The organism is Streptomyces cyaneofuscatus (assembly GCF_000718135.1).
Lineage (GTDB): Bacteria > Actinomycetota > Actinomycetes > Streptomycetales > Streptomycetaceae > Streptomyces > Streptomyces cyaneofuscatus.
Genome location: NZ_JOEM01000029.1, coordinates 1 through 18143 on the forward strand (window position 1 = coordinate 1; position 18143 = coordinate 18143).

Genomic DNA, 18143 nt, shown 5'->3' on the forward strand with positions numbered 1-18143 from the left:
CGGGTCCTCGTCGTTCACCCCGGTGTTGCCCACGTGCGGGGCCGTCATGACAACGACCTGACGGTGGTACGAGGGGTCGGTAAGGGTCTCCTGGTAACCGGTCATCCCGGTCGAGAACACCGCCTCGCCGAAGGTCTCCCCCACGGCCCCATAGGCACGGCCGTGGAACGCACGGCCGTCCTCCAGGACGAGTACGGCGGGGGTCTGGGCCCCCCGGGTGGAGATCGTCATCGTGCGGTGCCTTCCGTAGTGGTGCTGGTGAGTTCCGTGGCCGCCGGGGCGTCGGCGAGCCGGTTGACGGCTTCGACCCAGGCTTGGTGCTCGGCCGCGTGGTCGGAGCGGAAGCCGGAGTCGATCTGGGTCTCGCCGTGCGCCCAGGTGATGATCAGCAGGCCGCCCTCGGGGAGGACCTTGCCGGCGAGCGCCTTGTCGAGACGGGCCTCGCGCAGGGCCTCGGCCGGGATGAAGAAGTCGCTCGCGCCGGGGCGTACGACGTCCAGGCCCCGTGCGGTGAGCGTGAGCTCGGTGCGGCTGCGGGTGCCGAGGCCGTGGGCGACGATCCGGTCGAGCCACTGCCCGGCGGTGGTGGAGGCGTGGTAGCGCCCGGTGAGCGTGAGCAGCACCTCGTCGTCGGCGAAGCCGTCGGGGGTCGTCGCGAGCTCGGGCAGGCCGGACTGGAGCTTTCCGCGCCACTTCCAGCCCTCGCGCATCAGCCAGTAGACGAGGGCGATGAAGAGCAACAGCCCGATCACCCAGGCGATGCGGGCGGACCAGTCCGTCACTTCCGCCGACTTCTTCTCGGCGGCCAGCAGGTACAGGGGGGTCAGTGTTGTCACGCGAGCTTCCCGTCGACGACCGTGGCACGGCCCCGCAGGAAGGTATGGGTGACGCGGCCCGGCAGCTCACGCCCCTCGTAGGGGGTGTTTCGGCTGCGGGACGCGAAGCCCGCGGGGTCCACGGCTCCACGGTATGCCGGATCGACCAGCGTGAGGTTGGCGGGCTCACCCGCCGAGACGGGACGGCCGTGTCCTTCGAGACGGCCGATGGCCGCGGGGCGGAACGACATGCGGTCGGCGACGCCCGCCCAGTCGATCAGGCCGGTGTCCACCATCGTCTGCTGGACGACGGAGAGCGCGGTCTCCAGGCCCACCATGCCCATGGCGGCCGCCGCCCACTCGCAGTCCTTGTCCTCGTGCGGGTGCGGGGCGTGGTCGGTGGCCACGCAGTCGATGGTGCCGTCGGCGAGCGCCTCGCGCAGGGCCATGACGTCGGCTTCCGTGCGCAGCGGCGGGTTCACCTTGTAGACCGGGTTGTAGGAGCGGACCAGCTCGTCGGTGAGGAGGAGGTGGTGCGGGGTGACCTCGGCGGTGACGTTCCAGCCCTTGGACTTGGCCCAGCGCACGATCTCCACGGAGCCGGCGGTGGAGAGGTGGCAGATGTGGACGCGGGAGCCGACGTGCGCGGCGAGGAGGACATCGCGGGCGATGATCGACTCCTCGGCGACGGCGGGCCAGCCGCCGAGGCCGAGCTCGGCGGAGACGATGCCCTCGTTCATCTGGGCACCCTCGGTGAGGCGGGGCTCCTGGGCGTGCTGGGCGACGACGCCGTCGAAGGCCTTCACGTACTCCAGGGCGCGACGCATGATCACCGCGTCGTCGACGCACTTGCCGTCGTCGGAGAAGACCTTCACTCCGGCGGCCGAGTCGTGCATCGCGCCGAGCTCGGCGAGCTTCTTGCCCTCCAGGCCGACGGTGACGGCGCCGACGGGCTGCACGTCGCAGTAGCCGGACTCCTTGCCAAGCCGCCAGACCTGCTCGACGACGCCGGCGGTGTCGGCGACGGGGAAGGTGTTGGCCATGGCGTGGACGGCGGTGAAGCCGCCCGCCGCCGCTGCCCGGGTGCCGGTGAGGACGGTCTCGGAGTCCTCGCGGCCGGGCTCGCGCAGGTGGGTGTGGAGGTCGACGAGGCCCGGCAGCAGGACCTGGCCCGCCGCCTCGACGACGGTGGCGCCCTCGGGGGCTTCGATGCCCGTGCCCACCTCGGCGACGGTCTCGCCGTCGATCAGCACGTCCTGCGGCTCGCCGCCGAGGATGCGCGCACCGCGGATAAGGATCTTGCTCATGGTTACTTGGTCTCCTCGGTACGGGCGGTGGCCTCGGTACGGGCGGGGCTCTCGGGACGGGCAGAGCCTTCGGGGCGGGCGGGAGCGGACAGCGCGGTGTCCGAGCCGCCGAGCAACAGGTAGAGGACGGCCATCCGGATGGAGACGCCGTTGGCGACCTGCTCGACGACCGTGCAGCGGTCGGAGTCGGCGACCTCGGCGGTGATCTCCATGCCGCGGACCATCGGGCCGGGGTGCATGACGATGGCGTGCTCGGGCATCTTCGCCATGCGCTGGCCGTCCAGGCCGTAGCGGCGGGAGTATTCGCGCTCGGTCGGGAAGTAGGCGGCGTTCATCCGTTCGCGCTGCACACGCAGCATCATCACCGCATCGGACTTCGCCAGCACGTCGTCGAGGCTGTAGCTGACGTCGCAGGGCCACTGTTCGACGCCCACGGGGACCAGGGTGGGCGGGGCCACCAGGGTGACGTGTGCGCCCAGGGTGGTGAGCAGGTGGACGTTGGAGCGGGCGACGCGGCTGTGCAGGATGTCGCCGACGATCGTGATGCGGCGGCCTTCCAGGTCCCGGCCTAGGCCGGCGTCGGCGCCGACGAGGCGGCGCCGCATGGTGAAGGCGTCCAGCAGGGCCTGGGTGGGGTGCTCGTGGGTGCCGTCGCCGGCGTTGACCACGGCCCCGTCGATCCAGCCGGAGGTGGCGAGCCGGTAGGGGGCCCCGGAGGCTCCGTGCCGGATGACGACGGCGTCGGCGCCCATCGCCTCCAGGGTCAGCGCGGTGTCCTTCAGGGACTCCCCCTTGGAGACGGAGGAGCCCTTGGCGGAGAAGTTGATGACGTCGGCGGAGAGCCGCTTGGCGGCGGCCTCGAAGGAGATTCGGGTCCGGGTCGAGTCCTCGAAGAAGAGGTTGACGACGGTACGGCCGCGCAGGGTGGGGAGCTTCTTGATCGGCCGGTCCGCGACCCGGGCCATCTCCTCGGCGGTGTCGAGGATCAGGACGGCGTCGTCGCGGGTGAGGTCGGCGGCCGAGATGAGGTGGCGCTTCATCTGGGGTTCTCCGGTGGCTGGAGGAGTGGTGAAGGCATGCGGGCGTGCAGGAGCGAGCCGTACGTCCCCCGAAGGGCCGTACGGGAGCCGCTCGGGCTACTGCGCGTCCGCGGGGGCGGCCTGCTGGACACCGAGCAGCACGGCGTCGCGGCCGTCCTCCTCGGCGAGCTGGACCTTGACCGTCTCCCGCAGCGACGTGGGGAGGTTCTTGCCGACGTAGTCGGCACGGATCGGGAGTTCGCGGTGACCGCGGTCGACGAGGACCGCGAGCTGCACGGCACGCGGGCGGCCGATGTCGCCGAGCGCGTCGAGTGCGGCGCGGATCGTGCGGCCGGAGAAGAGCACGTCGTCGACCAGGACGACCAGCTTCCCCTCGATCCCCTCACCCGGGATGTCCGTACGGGCCAGGGCGCGCGCCGGGCGCAGCCGCAGGTCGTCGCGGTACATGGTGATGTCGAGGGAGCCGACCGGCATCTTCCGGCCGGTGATCTCTTCGAGTTTGTCGGCGAGCCGGCGGGCGAGGAAGACGCCCCGCGTCGGGATGCCGAGCAGCACCACGTCGTCGGCGCCCTTGGCGCGTTCGACGATCTCGTGGGCGATACGGGTCAGAACACGGGCGATGTCGGGGGCCTCGAGAACGGGGCGTGCCGCGTTGCCGGTGTCGTCGTGCTGTGCGTCCATAAGAAACGGACCTCCTTCTCCGCCTCACGGGACGGACCTTAAAGGACGTCGAAATTACGTCATCCACGTTACCAGGGCTTGTGCAAGGCCTTGGCCCCGCCCCCTGGAGGTGCCGGTCCGGACCATCCGGCTTGACGCATCCAAGTAACGCTGCGTAACCTCACAGTGAGTTACCAGCCACGCGGCGGAGCCGCACACTGTTCCAGCGTCCGGGGAGCCATATGTCCAGCGAATACGCAAAACAGCTCGGGGCCAAACTCCGTGCCATCCGCACCCAGCAGGGCCTCTCCCTCCACGGCGTGGAGGAGAAGTCACAGGGTCGCTGGAAGGCCGTCGTGGTCGGTTCGTACGAGCGCGGCGACCGTGCCGTGACCGTACAGCGCCTCGCCGAGCTGGCGGATTTCTACGGGGTCCCGGTGCAGGAGCTGCTGCCCGGTACGACTCCGGGCGGGGCCGCCGAGCCGCCGCCGAAGCTCGTCCTGGACCTGGAGCGCCTCGCCCATGTCCCGCCGGAGAAGGCCGGTCCGCTGCAGCGCTATGCGGCGACCATCCAGAGCCAGCGCGGTGACTACAACGGCAAGGTGCTCTCGATCCGCCAGGACGACCTGCGCACCCTCGCCGTGATCTACGACCAGTCGCCTTCCGTGCTCACGGAGCAGCTGATCAGCTGGGGCGTGCTGGACGCGGACGCGCGCCGCGCGGTCTCCCACGACGAGAGCTGAGACCGGGACCGGGAGGTCAGGGTCCGCCACCCCCGGCGGACCCATCAGCAGAAACGTGCCGCCGGGCCGGCGGAAGCCTTCGGGCTTCCGCCGGCCCGGCGTTTTCGTCCCTGTCGCGGCGGCGCAGACGCCGAAGGGCCCACGGTCGGATGACCGTGGGCCCTTCGTGGCGTGCGTGGCCGAGCGGCCCGCCCTGGAGAGCTACTGCTCCCGGCGGAGGTTCGGCTTGAGGTCCTTGAAACGGGCCAGCATGCCGTTCACGAAGGACGGCGACTCGTCGGTGGAGAACTCCTTGGCGAGCTGGACCGCCTCGTCGATCACCACGGCGTCCGGGGTCTCGTCCATCCAGATCAGCTCGTACGCGCCGAGCCGGATGATGCTGCGGTCGACGACCGGCATGCGGTCGATCTCCCAGTCCACGGCGTAGGTGACGATGAGGTCGTCGATCCGGTCCGCGTACTGCGCGTACCCCTCGACCAGCTCCATCGTGAATTCGCCGACCGGCGGCTGACGGTCGTCGGTCCGCGAGTGCCGGACCCAGTCCGCGAGGACGCTCTGCACGGACTCACCGCGCTGGTCTGCCTCGAAGAGGATCTGGAAGGCGCGCTTGCGGGCCTTGTTCCGGGCAGCCACGGTTAGCTGTTCACCCGGCCGAGGTAGTCGCCCGAGCGGGTGTCGACCTTGATCTTCTCGCCGGTGGAGATGAAGAGCGGCACGCCGATCTCGTAACCGGTCTCCAGGGTGGCGGGCTTGGTGCCGCCGGTGGAGCGGTCACCCTGGACGCCCGGGTCGGTGTGCTGGATGGTCAGCTCGACCGCGGCGGGCAGCTCGACGTAGAGCACCTCGCCCTCGTGCTGGGCGACGGAGGCGGTGAAGCCCTCGATCAGGAAGTTGGCGGCGTCGCCGACGGCCTTGCGGTCGACCATGAGCTGGTCGTACGTGTCCATGTCCATGAAGACGAAGTACTCGCCGTCCATGTACGAGAACTGCATGTCACGGCGGTCGATGGTGGCCGTGTCGACCTTCACGCCGGCGTTGAACGTCTTGTCGACGACCTTGCCGGAGAGCACGTTCTTGAGCTTGGTGCGCACGAAGGCGGGGCCCTTGCCGGGCTTGACGTGCTGGAACTCGACGACGGACCAGAGCTGGCCTCCGTCGAGCTTGAGCACCAGGCCGTTCTTGAGGTCGTTCGTGGAAGCCACGGTTGCGGAATCTCCTGGACTGAAGCTGGTGGAACGACCGGGGATGCGCGCTAGAGCGCGAGCAGTTCCTTGGTCGTCATGGTGAGTAGCTCGGGTCCGCCGTCCGCCTCGGGGCGCACGACGAGCGTGTCATCGATCCGGACACCGCCCCGGCCCGGGAGGTGGACCCCCGGTTCGACGGTGACCGGCACACAAGCGTCCAGTTTACCCATGGCTGTCGGTGCCAATTGCGGGTCCTCCTCGATTTCGAGCCCCACACCGTGCCCGGTCCTCGGCTGGAGGCCCTCTCCGTACCCCGCCAGCTCCAGCGGATGCCGGGCCGCGCGGTCCACGTCCCGGTAGGCGGCGCCCGGCGCCAGGGCCTCCCTGCCTCCCCGCTGAGCGGCGAAAACGAGGTCGTAGAGCTCGATCTGCCACTGGGCGGGGGCGGTGCCGATGACGAAGGTCCGGCCGATCTCGCAGCGGTAACCGTGGTAGTTCGCGCCGAGGCGGACGGAGAGGAAATCCCCCTCCTCGACCCGGCGGTCGGAGGGCCGGTGGCGCCCCTGGCCGGAGTTGGGGCCGGTGGCGACGGAGGTGGCGAAGGCGGGGCCGTCCGCCCCGTGGTCGACCAGGCGGCGTTCCAGCTCCAGCGCGAGATGGCGCTCGGTGCGGCCGACCAGGATCGATTCGAGGAGCTCTCCGAGGGCCTGGTCGGTGATCTCCGCGGCGATGCGCAGACAGCCGATCTCCTCCTCGTCCTTGACGATCCGCTGCTGTTCGACGGTGAAGCCGAGGTCGGCCAGCCTGAGGCGCGGTGCGGCCTTCCCCATGGCCCGGTGCCGGGCCACGGTCAGGTCGTGCTCCTCCACGGCGAGCGAGTCCGCGCCCGAGGCGGCGGCGAGCCCCGCGGCCGCCACCACCGGGTCCCCGTCGGGGACGGGCAGGACATCGACCCGCAGCGCCTCGTCGGGCCGCCCGTGGCCGGGTTCACCGGCCGGGGCACGGGGGCAGAGCAGAACGTCCTCGCCGGGGCCGAGCAGCAGCACGGCGCCGGGAGGCGCTCCGCCCGCGAGATAGCGGACGTTGGCGGGGCGGGAGACCAGGGCGGCCGCGGACCCCGCGGCGGCGCACCGGTCGCGGAGCAGCCCGCGTCGGACGGCGTGCACCTCAGACATGCTCCGAGCGTACGAACGAATCCCGCTCCCCGCCCGGCCAGCGCATCCGACCGGGGGCCCGCACCACCGCTACCAGGCGGGCGGGGACGCGATGGAGCGGGCGAGCACGTCGTCCAGGACCCGGGCGGTGGTCTCCACGTCGTACGTCGAGTTGTCGATGATCGGGAGCCCGGAACCGTACCAGCCGGCCATCCGGCCGTGGATGCGGGCGACCTCCTCGTCGGAGAGCCTGCGGTTGCCGCTGCGGGCGGCGTTGCGCTCCAGGACGATCTCCAGGCCGGGCAGCAGCACGACGGGCAGCAGTCCGGGGCCCACATGGCGCTTCCAGCCGCCGAGGCCGACCACCGGGCGGTCGGGGAAGACGGCGTCGTCGAGGATGCAGGAGATGCCGTTGGCGAGGAAGTTACGGGCGGCGAAACCGCAGGTGCGGCGGGCCAGGCGGTACTGGGCCTCGGAGTGGTCGTTCCAGCCGGCCTGGGGGTCGGCGAAGCCGGAGCGGACCCATTCGCGGACGTCGTCCAGGGAGACGTGGGCGGTGGGCACCCGGCGGCGGGCCGCCCAGAGCCGGGCGACGGTGGTCTTGCCCGCGCCGGCGGGGCCGATCAGCAGCACGGCGAGCGTGGCGCCGCCGGTGCCGGGCTCGGCGGGGGGTGCGGGCAGCGGGACGGGGCCGCCCGGGGGCAGCTGGACGTGTCCGGTGGCCTGGCCGCCGGAGGGCGGCGGGGTGGGCCCGGTGCCGCTCCAGCCGTGCTGGGGGGCCTGGCCGGGGGCGGGAGGCTGCGGTGCGTGTCCCGGGGCCGGAGGGGCCTGGCCGTGCGCGGGAGGCTGGGGGGCCTGGCCGGGGGCGAGGGGCGGCGGGGGTATCGGGGGCGGGCCCGGCGGTCCGGGGTGACCGGGGTGCTGGGCCTGGTGCGACCAGCCGACGGGCCCGTGACCGGGTCCTTGGGGCGGCGGCAGCGGGGCCCCCACTGCGTGCTGCATCCGGTGCCACTCCGTCTCGTAACTGCAACTGACGCTGATGGGACGGCTACCGTACCTTCCCGGGCCGCCTCAAGGTGAACGGCCCGGGAGGGCAGGGAGTGCCCGTGAGCACCAGCGGACTGTCAGTCCGTCAGTTCGTCGGCGAGGGCCCGCAGGGCGAGCCGGTAGGAGCCGATGCCGAATCCGGCGATCGTGCCCGTGGCTACCGGGGCGATGACGGAGGTGTGCCGGAACTCCTCGCGGGCGTACGGGTTGGAGATGTGCACCTCGATCAGCGGGGCGGTGCGCTGGGCGGCCGCGTCCCGCATCCCGTACGAGTAGTGCGTGAAGGCGCCCGGGTTGATGACGACCGGGATCGAACCGTCCGCCGCCTCGTGGAGCCAGCGGATCAGTTCGCCCTCGTCGTTGGTCTCGCGTACGTCGACGTCGAAGCCGAGCTCCTTGCCGAGCACGGTGCAGGTCTCGACGAGTCCGGCGTAGGAAGTAGCGCCGTAGACGTCGGGTTCACGGGAGCCGAGCCGGCCGAGGTTGGGGCCGTTGAGCACGAAGACCCTGCGGGTCACGCGGAGACCTCCCCGTACGCGGCGAGCAGCACGGCCGGGTCGGGGCCCTCCAGGACGGTGGGCTTGCCGAGGGCGTCCAGGACGATGAAGCGCAGCAGGTCGCCGCGGGACTTCTTGTCGACCTTCATGTTCTCCAGCAGCTTGGGCCACTGGTCGCCGCGGTAGGTGAGCGGCAGCCCCACCGACTCCAGGATGGTCCGGTGCCGGTCGGCGGTGGCGTCGTCGAGGCGTCCGGCGAGCCGCCCCAGCTCGGCGGCGAAGACCATGCCGATGGAGACGGCGGCCCCGTGGCGCCACTTGTAGCGCTCGTTCTTCTCGATGGCGTGGCCGAGGGTGTGGCCGTAGTTGAGGATCTCGCGGAGTCCGGACTCCTTGAGGTCGCTGGAGACGACCTCGGCCTTGACCCGGATGGAGCGCTCGATCAGCTCGGCGGTGTGCGGCCCGGCGGGCGTTCGGGCGGCCTCCGGGTCGGCCTCGATCAGGTCGAGGATGACCGGGTCGGCGATGAAGCCGGCCTTGATGATCTCGGCCATGCCGGAGACGTAGTCGTGGACCGGCAGCGATTCCAGGGCCGCGAGGTCGCAGAGGACCCCGGCGGGCGGGTGGAAGGCGCCGACGAGGTTCTTGCCCTCGGCGGTGTTGATGCCGGTCTTGCCGCCGACGGCCGCGTCGACCATGCCGAGCACGGTGGTGGGGATCGCGATCCAGCGCACCCCGCGCAGCCAGCTGGCCGCGACGAACCCGGCGACGTCCGTGGTGGCGCCGCCGCCGATGCCGATGATGACGTCGGTGCGGGTGAAGCCGGTCTGGCCGAGCGCCTTCCAGCAGTAGGCGGCGACCTCGACGGTCTTGGCCTCCTCAGCGTTCGGCAGCTGGATCGCGATGGCCTCGTACCCCTGGCCGGCGAGGTCCTGGCGGACCGCCTCACCGGTCTCGGCGAGCGCTTCGGGGTGCAGCACGGCGACCCGCTTCGCGCGGTCGCCGATGAGCTGGGGCAGCTCGCCGAGGAGCTGGTGGCCGACGAGGACCTCGTACGGGTCGGAGCCCGCCGAGCCTGCGACCTGGATGCGGGTGGGGCTCTGCTGCGTCATGCCGGTGCTCTCCACGCCGGGGGCGGCTTGGCCCTCCGGCAGTTCCAGTGCGTCGATGATCGCCTGGGCGACCTCTTCGGGGGTGTTCTCGTCGGTGGCGACGACCGTACGGGCGACCTCTTCGTAAAGGTGGCGGCGGGCGTCCATCAGCTCGCGCCACTGCCGACGCGGATTGACCGCGAGCAGCGGGCGGGCGGCGCCCAGACCGACGCGGCGGACGGCCTCGTCCACGTCCATGGAGAGGTAGACGACCGGGCGGTCCGCCAGCAGCTCCCTGGTCGCCTCGTCCAGGACGGCTCCGCCGCCGAGGGAGAGGACGCCCGCGTGTCCGGTGAGAGCCGCGGCGACGGCCCGGCGCTCCAGGGCGCGGAAGTGGTCCTCGCCCTCGTCGTAGAAGATCTCCGCGATCGGCTTGCCCGCCTCGGCGACGACGTCCGCGTCGGTGTCGCGGTAGGTGGTGCCGAGCCGGGCGGCGAGCAGTTCGCCGACGGTGGACTTGCCGACGCCCATCGGGCCGACGAGGACGACCAGGGGGCCGCTCATCGGATCTGGAGGTGGTCGAGGTACGACCGGACGTTGCGGGAGGTCTCGGGGACGCTGTCGCCGCCGAACTTCTCCGCGACGGCGTCGGCCAGGACCAGGGCGACCATCGCCTCCGCGACGATGCCCGCGGCCGGGACGGCGCAGACGTCGGAGCGCTGGTGGTGGGCCTTGGTGGCCTCGCCGGTGGTGACGTCCACGGTGGCCAGGGCGCGCGGCACGGTCGCGATGGGCTTCATCGCGGCGCGGACGCGGAGCAGCTCGCCGGTGGTGAGGCCGCCCTCGGTGCCGCCGGAGCGGCCGGAGGTGCGCCGGATGCCCTCGTCGGTGGCGACGATCTCGTCGTGCGCCTTCGAGCCGGGGACCCGGGCCAGCTCGAAGCCGTCGCCGACCTCGACGCCCTTGATGGCCTGGATGCCCATGAGCGCGGCGGCGAGCCGGGCGTCCAGGCGGCGGTCCCAGTGCACGTGCGAGCCGAGCCCGACGGGCACGCCGTACGCCAGCACCTCGACGACCCCGCCGAGGGTGTCGCCGTCCTTGTGGGCCTGGTCGATCTCGGCCACCATCGCCTTGGAGGCGTCGGCGTCCAGGCAGCGGACCGGGTCGGCGTCCAGCTTCTCCACGTCGGCGGGGACCGGGTAGACGCCGTACGGTGCCTTCGCGGCGGCCAGCTCCACGACATGGCTGACGATCTCGATGCCCGCGGTCTCCTTGAGGTAGGAGCGGGCGACGGCCCCGAGGGCGACGCGCGCGGCGGTCTCCCGGGCGCTGGCACGCTCCAGGACCGGCCGGGCCTCGTCGAAGCCGTACTTCTGCATCCCCGCCAGGTCGGCGTGGCCGGGGCGGGGCCGGGTCAGCGGGGCATTACGGGCCAGCTGGGCCAGCTCGTCGGGGTCGACCGGGTCGGCCGACATGACCTGCTCCCACTTGGGCCACTCGGTGTTGCCGACCATGACGGCGACCGGGGAGCCCATGGTGAGGCCGTGGCGTACGCCGCCGAGGAAGGTGACCTCGTCCTTCTCGAACTTCATCCGCGCGCCGCGGCCGTAGCCGAGCCGTCGCCGGGCCAGCGCCTCCGCGACCATCTCCGTGGTGATCGGGACACCGGCGGGAAGTCCCTCCAGCGTCGCCACCAGTGCGGGGCCGTGCGACTCCCCCGCGGTCAGCCAGCGCAACCTGCTCAACGGTGCTCCCTCATGCTCGCGCCTGAAAATCAAACGGCGCGGCCGGGTGCGCGGCCCCGGCCCGCCGCCTTTGATCCTCCCACGACTGTGCGCGGTGTCCGGCCGCCGGTCCAGCAACCGGACGCCACTTCATCAGGTCGAACGTGTCAGCGGGCCGCGAGCGCGGCTTCCCCGGCCTGCCGCATGGCCGCCAGCGGAGCGGGGCGCCGTCCGGTCATCTGCTCGACCTGGAGCATCGCCTGGTGCACGAGGAGGTCGAGCCCTCCGACGACAGCGCCGCCGCGTGCCGACCAGGCCGAGGCGAGCGCCGTCGGCCACGGCTCGTACAGGACGTCGAAGAGGATGCCCGGGTTCTGCGGTACGTCGGCGGCCACGGAGTCCGTCGTACCGGCCGGGGTCGTGGCGATGACGAGCGGCGCCTCCAGTGCGCGCGCGCCCTCCGCCCAGTCCGCGACCCGCACGTCCACACCGAGGCGCCGGCCCCAGCCGCGCATCTCGTCGCCGCGTTCCCGGCTGCGTACGTAGGCGGTGACCGGACCGGCGCAGATCACCGCGAGCGCGGCGAGGGCGGAGGAGGCGGTGGCGCCGGCGCCGAGGACGGCGGCGGACTCGACCTTCTCGACGCCGCGCTCCCGCAGGGCGGCGATCATGCCGGGGATGTCCGTGTTGTCACCGGTCCGACGGCCGTCCTCGGTGAACACGACCGTGTTGACGGCCTCCACCGAGGCGGCGGTCGGGCTGATCTCGTCCAGCAGCGGGATGATCGCCCGCTTCAGCGGCATGGTCAGGGAGAGCCCCGCCCAGGAGCGGTCCAGCCCCTCGATGAACCCGGGCAGCGCCTCCTCGTCGACCTCGAACCGGTCGTAGGACCAGCCGTCGAGGCCGAGTCCGGCGTAGGCGGCGCGGTGCAGCACCGGGGAGAGCGAGTGGGCGATGGGCGAGCCGAGGACCGCCGCCCGGTGTGCGTCAGCCGAGGGCATCGAACTTTTCCTTGAGCTTGAGGTGCTCGTCGTAGGTCTTGGCGAACTCGGTCTTGTGCTGGCCGTCGGTCGCGACGAAGTAGAGCCAGCCCTCGGTCGTGGGGTTGAGGGCCGCGGCCAGGGCGTCGGCACCGGGGTTGCTGATGGGGCCCGGGGTGAGGCCCTTCTGCGTATAGGTGTTGTACGGGTCCTTGTTGCTGAGGATCTCGGACTCGCTGATCTTGATGTTGCTCTGGTTGTTCAGGTAGTTGAACGCCGAGTCGAACTGCAGCAGCTGGTTGGTCTCGGTATTGGTGGGCTTGAGGCGGTTGTAGACGACTTCGGCCATCTTCCGGAAGTCGTCGTGCGTCTTGCCCTCCACCTGGACCAGGCTCGCCACCGTGATCACCTGCCACGGCCCGTCGAGCTTGTGCTTCTTGGCGACGGCCTTCAGGTCGAGCTTGTCGTACTCCTTGTTCGCCCGCGTGACCATCCGCTTCAGCGCGTCCTCGGGCTTCGACCCCTTGGCGACCGGGTAGGCCGCCGGATACAGGAAGCCCTCCAGGGGGTCCTTGACGTCCGGGTTGTCGTCGGCCCAGTCGGGCAGGCCCAGCGACTCCGCCTTGGTCTTGGCGATCTCCGCCGTGGTGCCCTTCTTGAGTTCGAGGCGTGCGTCGATCTTGGCGTAGACCGTGACGTTACGGGTGCCCTCGGGGATCACCAAGGCGTTCTGACTCTTGGGGTCGAGCATCAGCGCGATCGCGCTGGCCGCGGACATCTCCTTGTTCAGGAGGTAGACGCCCGCCTGGAGCGACTTGCCCTTGGGGTTGTCGTTCTGCGCGGCCACGAAGGCGTCGGAGGACTTGATGACGCCCTTCTTGCGCAGGATGTTCGCGATGTCGTAGCCGAAGGAGCCCTCGGGGATCTCGACCTCGACCCGCTCGGAGGTGCCGGACCCGGCGAAGTCGGCCGGGGCGCCGAACTGCTTCTTCCAGTACGTGTAACCGACGTACGACACTCCCCCGAGGCCACCGACCAGCACCAGGGAGACGACCAGGCAGGCGCAGCCGTTGCGGCTCTTCTTCTTGCCCTTGCCGCCCCTGCGCTCAACTCCGCCGCGGTCCCGGCGCGAGGAGCGGGAGGAGTCGTCGTCCGGGTCATCGTCGTCGTCGCGGGGCTCACGGGCGGCGGGTTCGTCGGCGCCGGTGAAGAAAGGATGCGTCTCTTCCCGCTGCTCGTCCGGGTCCCAGTCCGTCGACGGCTTCTGCTGCTGCTCGGGCGCCTCGCGGCGGCCCGGCGGCTGCGGCGGGGGGTAGGCCTCGGGGGTGCCGTAGTAGTCGTGCGATTCGCCGTAGCCGGGCTGCTGCTGGGCGTACGGGTCCTGAGGCTCGGCCCCGTACGGCACGGCGGCCTGCTGCCCGGAGTCCCAGCCGCCACCGTCGTACTGCGGCTGGGCGGGGGGCTGCTGACCGTACGGGTCCTGCTGCTGCGCGCCGTACTGGTGCTGGTGCTGATACTGCTGCTGGTGCGGCTGCTGCGGGCCGTACTGCTGGTGCTGGTCGTACGACTGCTGCTGCGGGTACTGCTGGTGGTTCTGGCTCTGGTGCTGCTGGTGGTTCTGGTGCTGCTGGGCGTACGGGTCCTGCGGATAGGGCTGCTGCTGGTCGCCGTACTGGCTCTGGCCGTGGTCGGCCTGACGGCCTCCCCATCCCTGGTCCCCGTACAAGGGGTCCTCGGGATGCCACGGTTCGGAGCCGGGGCCCCGGCCATACTCAGTCATCGATCCCCTAGAGCCGCGAGACGACGTTCCGTCTCTTCGCTTCGCTGTGCGGTGTTTGTTCGAACCACCGACGCATCGCGCGGAACGTTACCGTATCGCGATCAGACAACCACTTCGACGCCCTCACCCGGGGGATTGCCTGACGCCCGTTCGGACTCCAGAGCGTTCTGAAGGATCACCACAGCGGCAGCCTGGTCGATGACAGACCGGCCCTTCTTGGACTTCACGCCCGAGGCGCGCATGCCCTGAGCGGCCGTCACTGTGGTCATCCTCTCGTCCACCAGACGCACCGGAACGGGCGCGATCGAACTGGCGAACGCCTGGGCGAAGTCGCGGACCTTGGCTGCCGCCGGGCCCTCGCCGCCGCCGAGCGAGCGCGGCAGACCGAGGATGACCTCGATCGGCTCGTACTCCTCCACGATCTGGCGGAGCCGCCGGTGGGCGGCCGGGACATCGCGTCCCGGCACGGTCTCCACCGGCGTGGCCAGGATCCCGTCGGGGTCGCACGAGGCGACCCCGATCCGGGCGTCCCCGACGTCGACGGCGAGCCGTCGTCCGCGGCGCATCTGCGTCATCCCGCCCGTCACGCCGTCTCGGTGACGAGGCGTTCGACAGCGGCGACGGCGTCGCCGATGGCGGCCGGGTTCGTGCCGCCGCCCTGGGCGACGTCCGGCTTGCCGCCGCCACCGCCGCCGAGGGTCTTGGCGGCCGTACGGACGAGGTCACCGGCCTTGAGACCGCGTTCGCGGGCGGCCTCGTTGGTGGCGATGACGGTGAGCGGGCGGCCGTTGGCCGTGGTGAACAGGGCCACGACGGCCGGGCGGCCGCCCTGGATACGGCCGCGGACGTCGAGGACCAGCTTGCGCAGGTCGTCGGCGGAGGTGCCGTCGGGGACCTGGCCGGTGACCAGGGCGACGCCGCGTACGTCCTTGGCGGACTCGACCAGTCCGGCGGCGGCCGCGAGGACCTTCTCCGCGCGGAACTTCTCGATCTCCTTCTCGGCGTCCTTCAGCTTGCCGAGCATGCCCGCGATCTTCTCCGGAAGCTCCTCGGGACGGCCCTTGACCAGTTCCTGGAGCTGGGCGACGACCGTGTGCTCGCGGGCGAGGAAGTTGTACGCGTCCACGCCGACGAGGGCCTCGATGCGGCGTACGCCGGAGCCGATGGAGGACTCGCCGAGCAGCTTGACCAGGCCGAGCTGGGCGGTGTTGTGGACGTGGGTGCCGCCGCACAGCTCCTTGGAGAAGTCGCCGATGGTGACGACCCGGACCCGCTCGCCGTACTTCTCGCCGAACTCCGCGATGGCGCCCTGCTTCTTGGCCTCGTCGATCGACATGACCTCGGCCTGGACGTCGAGTTCGCGCGAGAGGACCTCGTTGATCTTCTGCTCGACGTCGGTGAGGACCGTGCCGGGAACGGCGGCGGGCGAACCGAAGTCGAAGCGGAAGCGGCCCGGCGAGTTCTCCGAACCGGCCTGGGCGGCCGTCGGACCGAGCGCGTCGCGCAGCGCCTGGTGGGTGAGGTGGGTGGCGCTGTGGGCGCGGGCGATGGCCCGGCGGCGGGTGGAGTCGATGGAGGCGAAGACCGGGGCCCCGACCGTCACCTCGCCGACCTGGACGACACCCTTGTGGACGTGGACGCCGGGGACCGGCTTCTGGACGTCGCGGATCTCGATGACGGCGCCGGTGTCCAGCCGGATGCGGCCGGTGTCGGCGAGCTGGCCGCCGCCCTCGGCGTAGAAGGGGGTGCGGTCGAGGACGACCTCGACCTCGTCGCCCTCGGTGGCGGCGGGCGAGGGCACCCCGTCGACCAGCAGGCCGACGATGGTCGACTCGCCGGCGGTGGCGGTGTAGCCGGTGAACTCGGTGGCGCCGGAGGTGTCGGCCACCTCGCGGTAGGCGGACAGGTCGGCGTGACCGGTCTTCTTGGCGCGGGCGTCGGCCTTGGCCTTGTCGCGCTGCTCCTGCATGAGGCGGCGGAAGCCGTCCTCGTCCACGGAGAGCCCCTGCTCGGCGGCCATCTCCAGGGTCAGGTCGATCGGGAAGCCCCAGGTGTCGTGGAGCAGGAACGCCTTGTCGCCCGGGAGGACCTGGCCGCCGGCGGCCTTGGTCTCGGTGACGGCGGTCTCCAGGATGTTGGTGCCGCCCTTGAGGGCCTTGAGGAAGGCGGCCTCCTCGGCGAGCGCGACCGTCTCGATGCGCTTGCGGTCGGTGATCAACTCGGGGTACTGGAGCCCCATCGTGTCGATCACGACGTCGACCAGGTCCTTGACGACCGATCCGGTGGCGCCCATCAGGCGCATGTTGCGGATGGCGCGGCGCATGATGCGGCGCAGGACGTAGCCGCGGCCCTCGTTGCCGGGGGTGACGCCGTCGCCGATGAGCATCACCGACGTACGGATGTGGTCGGCGACGACGCGGAGCGAGACGTCCGTGCCCTTCTCGGCGCCGTAGCGGACGCCGGTCAGCTCGGTGGCCTTGTCCATGACGACGCGCAGGGTGTCGGTCTCGTACATGTTCTGCACGCCCTGCAGGATCATGGCGAGGCGTTCGAGGCCGAGACCGGTGTCGATGTTCTTCGACGGCAGGTCCCCGAGGATCGGGAAGTCCTCCTTGCCGTCGCCGGCGCCGCGCTCGTACTGCATGAAGACCAGGTTCCAGATCTCCACGTAGCGCTCGTCGTTGACGGCGGGGCCGCCCTCGACGCCGAACTCGGGGCCGCGGTCGTAGTTGATCTCCGAACAGGGGCCGCAGGGTCCGGGGACGCCCATGGACCAGAAGTTGTCCTTCTTGCCCAGGCGCTGGATGCGCTCGGCGGGGACGCCGATCTTGTCGCGCCAGATGGCCTCGGCCTCGTCGTCGTCGAGGTAGACCGTGATCCAGAGCTTCTCGGGGTCGAGACCGTAACCGCCGTCCTCGACGGAGTTGGTCAGCGCCTCCCAGGCGAGCTGGATGGCGCCTTCCTTGAAGTAGTCCCCGAAGGAGAAGTTGCCGCACATCTGGAAGAAGGTGCCGTGGCGGGTGGTCTTGCCGACCTCTTCGATGTCCGGCGTACGCACGCACTTCTGCACGCTGGTGACGCGCGGGGCGGGCGGCTTGACCTCGCCGAGGAAGTACGGCTTGAAGGGGACCATGCCCGCGGGGACCAGCAGCAGAGTCGGGTCGTCCGCGATGAGCGACGCCGAAGGCACGGCGGTGTGACCGCGCTCCTCGAAGAAGCTCAGCCAGCGGCGGCGGATTTCAGCCGACTCCATCAGTGGTCCTCATTCCGGTTGTTCGGGTTGTAGGGGAGCTTGCGGTACGTGTTCGGGTGGGCGGGCTCGGCCGCCTCGACGGCGTAGTGCCGCTGGACGGGGAGGTCGGGGTCGACCGGTGCCTCCAGGCCCAGCGCGCCGCCCAGTTCGGCTTCGCGCCGGACCATTCCCTCGCGGACGTCGAGTGCGAAGTCCTTGAGCCGGTGGCCGGTCTCGATCGCCTTGTCGGCGGCCTGCGCCGCGAGGCTCTCGGGCGTCAGCTGCTTGAGCTTGCGGTTGACCTTGGTGGTGGCCCAGACACCGGCGGCTGCGCCGGTGGTGAACCAGAACATGCGGCGGAACATCGCTGGATCAGTCCTTCTGTCCGCGGGTGTTTCGGCGTTCGCGCTTACGTCCGCGCGCCGAAGGTACGGTCCGGCCGACGATCACCGTGCGGCGGGAGGAGCGGCTCCGCGCCGGTTCCGGTTCGGGCTCGGGGGCGGGGGCGGTGCGGCGGCCGAGGGCCTGCCGGACGCCGTAGCCGAACGCCGCGACCTTGACGAGCGGTCCGCCGAAGGTGGAGGCGACGGTGGTGGAGAGCGCGGAGGCGTTGGAGGTGACCTCCTGGACGTCGCTCGCGATGGCGTCGACCTTGTCCAGCTGGGTCTGGGCGGAACGCACCGTCGCCGAGGCGTCGGCCAGCAGCGGAACGGCCTGTTCGGTCACGTCCGCCACCAGCTTGGTGGTCGCCTTGAGCGTCTGGGCGAGCCTCACCAGCACCACGGCGAGGAACGAGACCAGGATCGCCCAGAAGACGGCCACGAGGATCCCGGCCACCTCTCCACCGGACACTGTGCACCGCTCTCTGCTCGTCGCTTGTCTGCTTGTC

General features: G+C 71.1%; 19 protein-coding genes. 1 reads left to right on the plus strand and 18 read right to left on the minus strand.

Features of this window, described 5'->3' with window-relative positions:
• The 5 genes from IF17_RS0132815 to pyrR all read right to left on the minus strand — a co-directional run.
• Positions 1-231 (minus strand): carbamoyl-phosphate synthase domain-containing protein (locus IF17_RS0132815; RefSeq protein ID WP_030574092.1); only part of this gene is annotated, 231 nt, incomplete at its 3' end.
• Positions 228-836 (minus strand): PH-like domain-containing protein, encoded by a 609-nt coding sequence (locus IF17_RS0132820; RefSeq protein WP_030574095.1) that lies wholly within the window; start codon positions 834-836, stop codon positions 228-230. The genes IF17_RS0132815 and IF17_RS0132820, both read right to left, overlap by 4 nt.
• The gene (locus IF17_RS0132825) at positions 833-2122 is read right to left on the minus strand and encodes a dihydroorotase (protein WP_030574098.1); all 1290 of its coding nucleotides are present in this window, start codon (positions 2120-2122) and stop codon (positions 833-835) included. Before IF17_RS0132825 ends, IF17_RS0132820 begins: the two co-directional genes overlap by 4 nt.
• A gap of 2 nt (positions 2123-2124) precedes the next feature.
• Positions 2125-3162, minus strand: coding sequence for an aspartate carbamoyltransferase catalytic subunit (locus IF17_RS0132830; protein ID WP_030574102.1), 1038 nt, complete (start codon positions 3160-3162; stop codon positions 2125-2127).
• Positions 3163-3258: 96 nt separating this feature from the next.
• Positions 3259-3843: a bifunctional pyr operon transcriptional regulator/uracil phosphoribosyltransferase PyrR gene (pyrR, locus tag IF17_RS0132835; RefSeq protein ID WP_018515203.1), complete on the minus strand. Its 585-nt coding sequence runs from the start codon at positions 3841-3843 to the stop codon at positions 3259-3261.
• Positions 3844-4064: 221 nt separating this feature from the next.
• On the opposite strand from pyrR, the gene bldD reads away from it, so the two are divergent.
• The gene (gene bldD / locus IF17_RS0132840) at positions 4065-4565 is read left to right on the plus strand and encodes a transcriptional regulator BldD (protein ID WP_006123181.1); all 501 of its coding nucleotides are present in this window, start codon (positions 4065-4067) and stop codon (positions 4563-4565) included.
• Between the two features lie 201 nt (positions 4566-4766).
• Here bldD and nusB read toward each other — a convergent pair whose 3' ends face one another.
• The 13 genes from nusB to IF17_RS0132905 all read right to left on the minus strand — a co-directional run bounded on the left by nusB (position 4767) and on the right by IF17_RS0132905 (position 18091).
• Positions 4767-5198 carry a transcription antitermination factor NusB gene (gene nusB, locus IF17_RS0132845; protein WP_030574107.1) on the minus strand — a complete coding sequence of 144 codons (432 nt, stop codon included), beginning with the start codon at positions 5196-5198 and terminating at the stop codon, positions 4767-4769.
• A 2-nt stretch (positions 5199-5200) separates the two neighbouring features.
• Positions 5201-5767, minus strand: coding sequence for an elongation factor P (efp, locus tag IF17_RS0132850; protein ID WP_018515205.1), 567 nt, complete (start codon positions 5765-5767; stop codon positions 5201-5203).
• 50 nt (positions 5768-5817) lie between these two features.
• Complete coding sequence (locus tag IF17_RS0132855) at positions 5818-6924, minus strand: M24 family metallopeptidase (RefSeq protein ID WP_030574110.1); 1107 nt, start codon at positions 6922-6924, stop codon at positions 5818-5820.
• A gap of 69 nt (positions 6925-6993) precedes the next feature.
• A complete protein-coding gene (locus tag IF17_RS0132860; protein ID WP_030574113.1) occupies positions 6994-7905 on the minus strand; it encodes a Pro-rich N-terminal domain-containing protein in 912 nt (303 codons plus the stop codon).
• A gap of 122 nt (positions 7906-8027) precedes the next feature.
• A complete protein-coding gene (aroQ, locus tag IF17_RS0132865) occupies positions 8028-8468 on the minus strand; it encodes a type II 3-dehydroquinate dehydratase (RefSeq protein ID WP_030574116.1) in 441 nt (146 codons plus the stop codon).
• Positions 8465-10102, minus strand: a complete 1638-nt coding sequence (gene aroB / locus IF17_RS0132870) for a 3-dehydroquinate synthase (RefSeq protein WP_078616109.1) — start codon at positions 10100-10102, stop codon at positions 8465-8467. The genes aroQ and aroB overlap by 4 nt, the downstream gene beginning before the upstream one ends.
• Positions 10099-11283, minus strand: coding sequence for a chorismate synthase (aroC, locus tag IF17_RS0132875; RefSeq protein ID WP_030574122.1), 1185 nt, complete (start codon positions 11281-11283; stop codon positions 10099-10101). The genes aroB and aroC overlap by 4 nt, the downstream gene beginning before the upstream one ends.
• A 146-nt stretch (positions 11284-11429) precedes the next feature.
• Positions 11430-12263, minus strand: coding sequence for a shikimate dehydrogenase (locus tag IF17_RS0132880; RefSeq protein ID WP_030574125.1), 834 nt, complete (start codon positions 12261-12263; stop codon positions 11430-11432).
• Positions 12250-14022, minus strand: a complete 1773-nt coding sequence (gene mltG, locus IF17_RS0132885; protein WP_030574128.1) for an endolytic transglycosylase MltG — start codon at positions 14020-14022, stop codon at positions 12250-12252. The genes IF17_RS0132880 and mltG overlap by 14 nt, the downstream gene beginning before the upstream one ends.
• Positions 14023-14123: 101 nt before the next feature.
• Positions 14124-14597, minus strand: a complete 474-nt coding sequence (gene ruvX, locus IF17_RS0132890) for a Holliday junction resolvase RuvX (protein ID WP_030574131.1) — start codon at positions 14595-14597, stop codon at positions 14124-14126.
• An 8-nt stretch (positions 14598-14605) separates the two neighbouring features.
• Positions 14606-17275 carry an alanine--tRNA ligase gene (gene alaS, locus IF17_RS0132895; RefSeq protein WP_030574133.1) on the minus strand — a complete coding sequence of 890 codons (2670 nt, stop codon included), beginning with the start codon at positions 17273-17275 and terminating at the stop codon, positions 14606-14608.
• Complete coding sequence (locus IF17_RS0132900; protein ID WP_030574135.1) at positions 17275-17619, minus strand: DUF6167 family protein; 345 nt, start codon at positions 17617-17619, stop codon at positions 17275-17277. Before IF17_RS0132900 ends, alaS begins: the two co-directional genes overlap by 1 nt.
• Before the next feature lie 7 nt (positions 17620-17626).
• Positions 17627-18091: a DUF948 domain-containing protein gene (locus IF17_RS0132905; protein WP_030574138.1), complete on the minus strand. Its 465-nt coding sequence runs from the start codon at positions 18089-18091 to the stop codon at positions 17627-17629.
• Between the last annotated feature and the right edge of the window lie 52 nt (positions 18092-18143).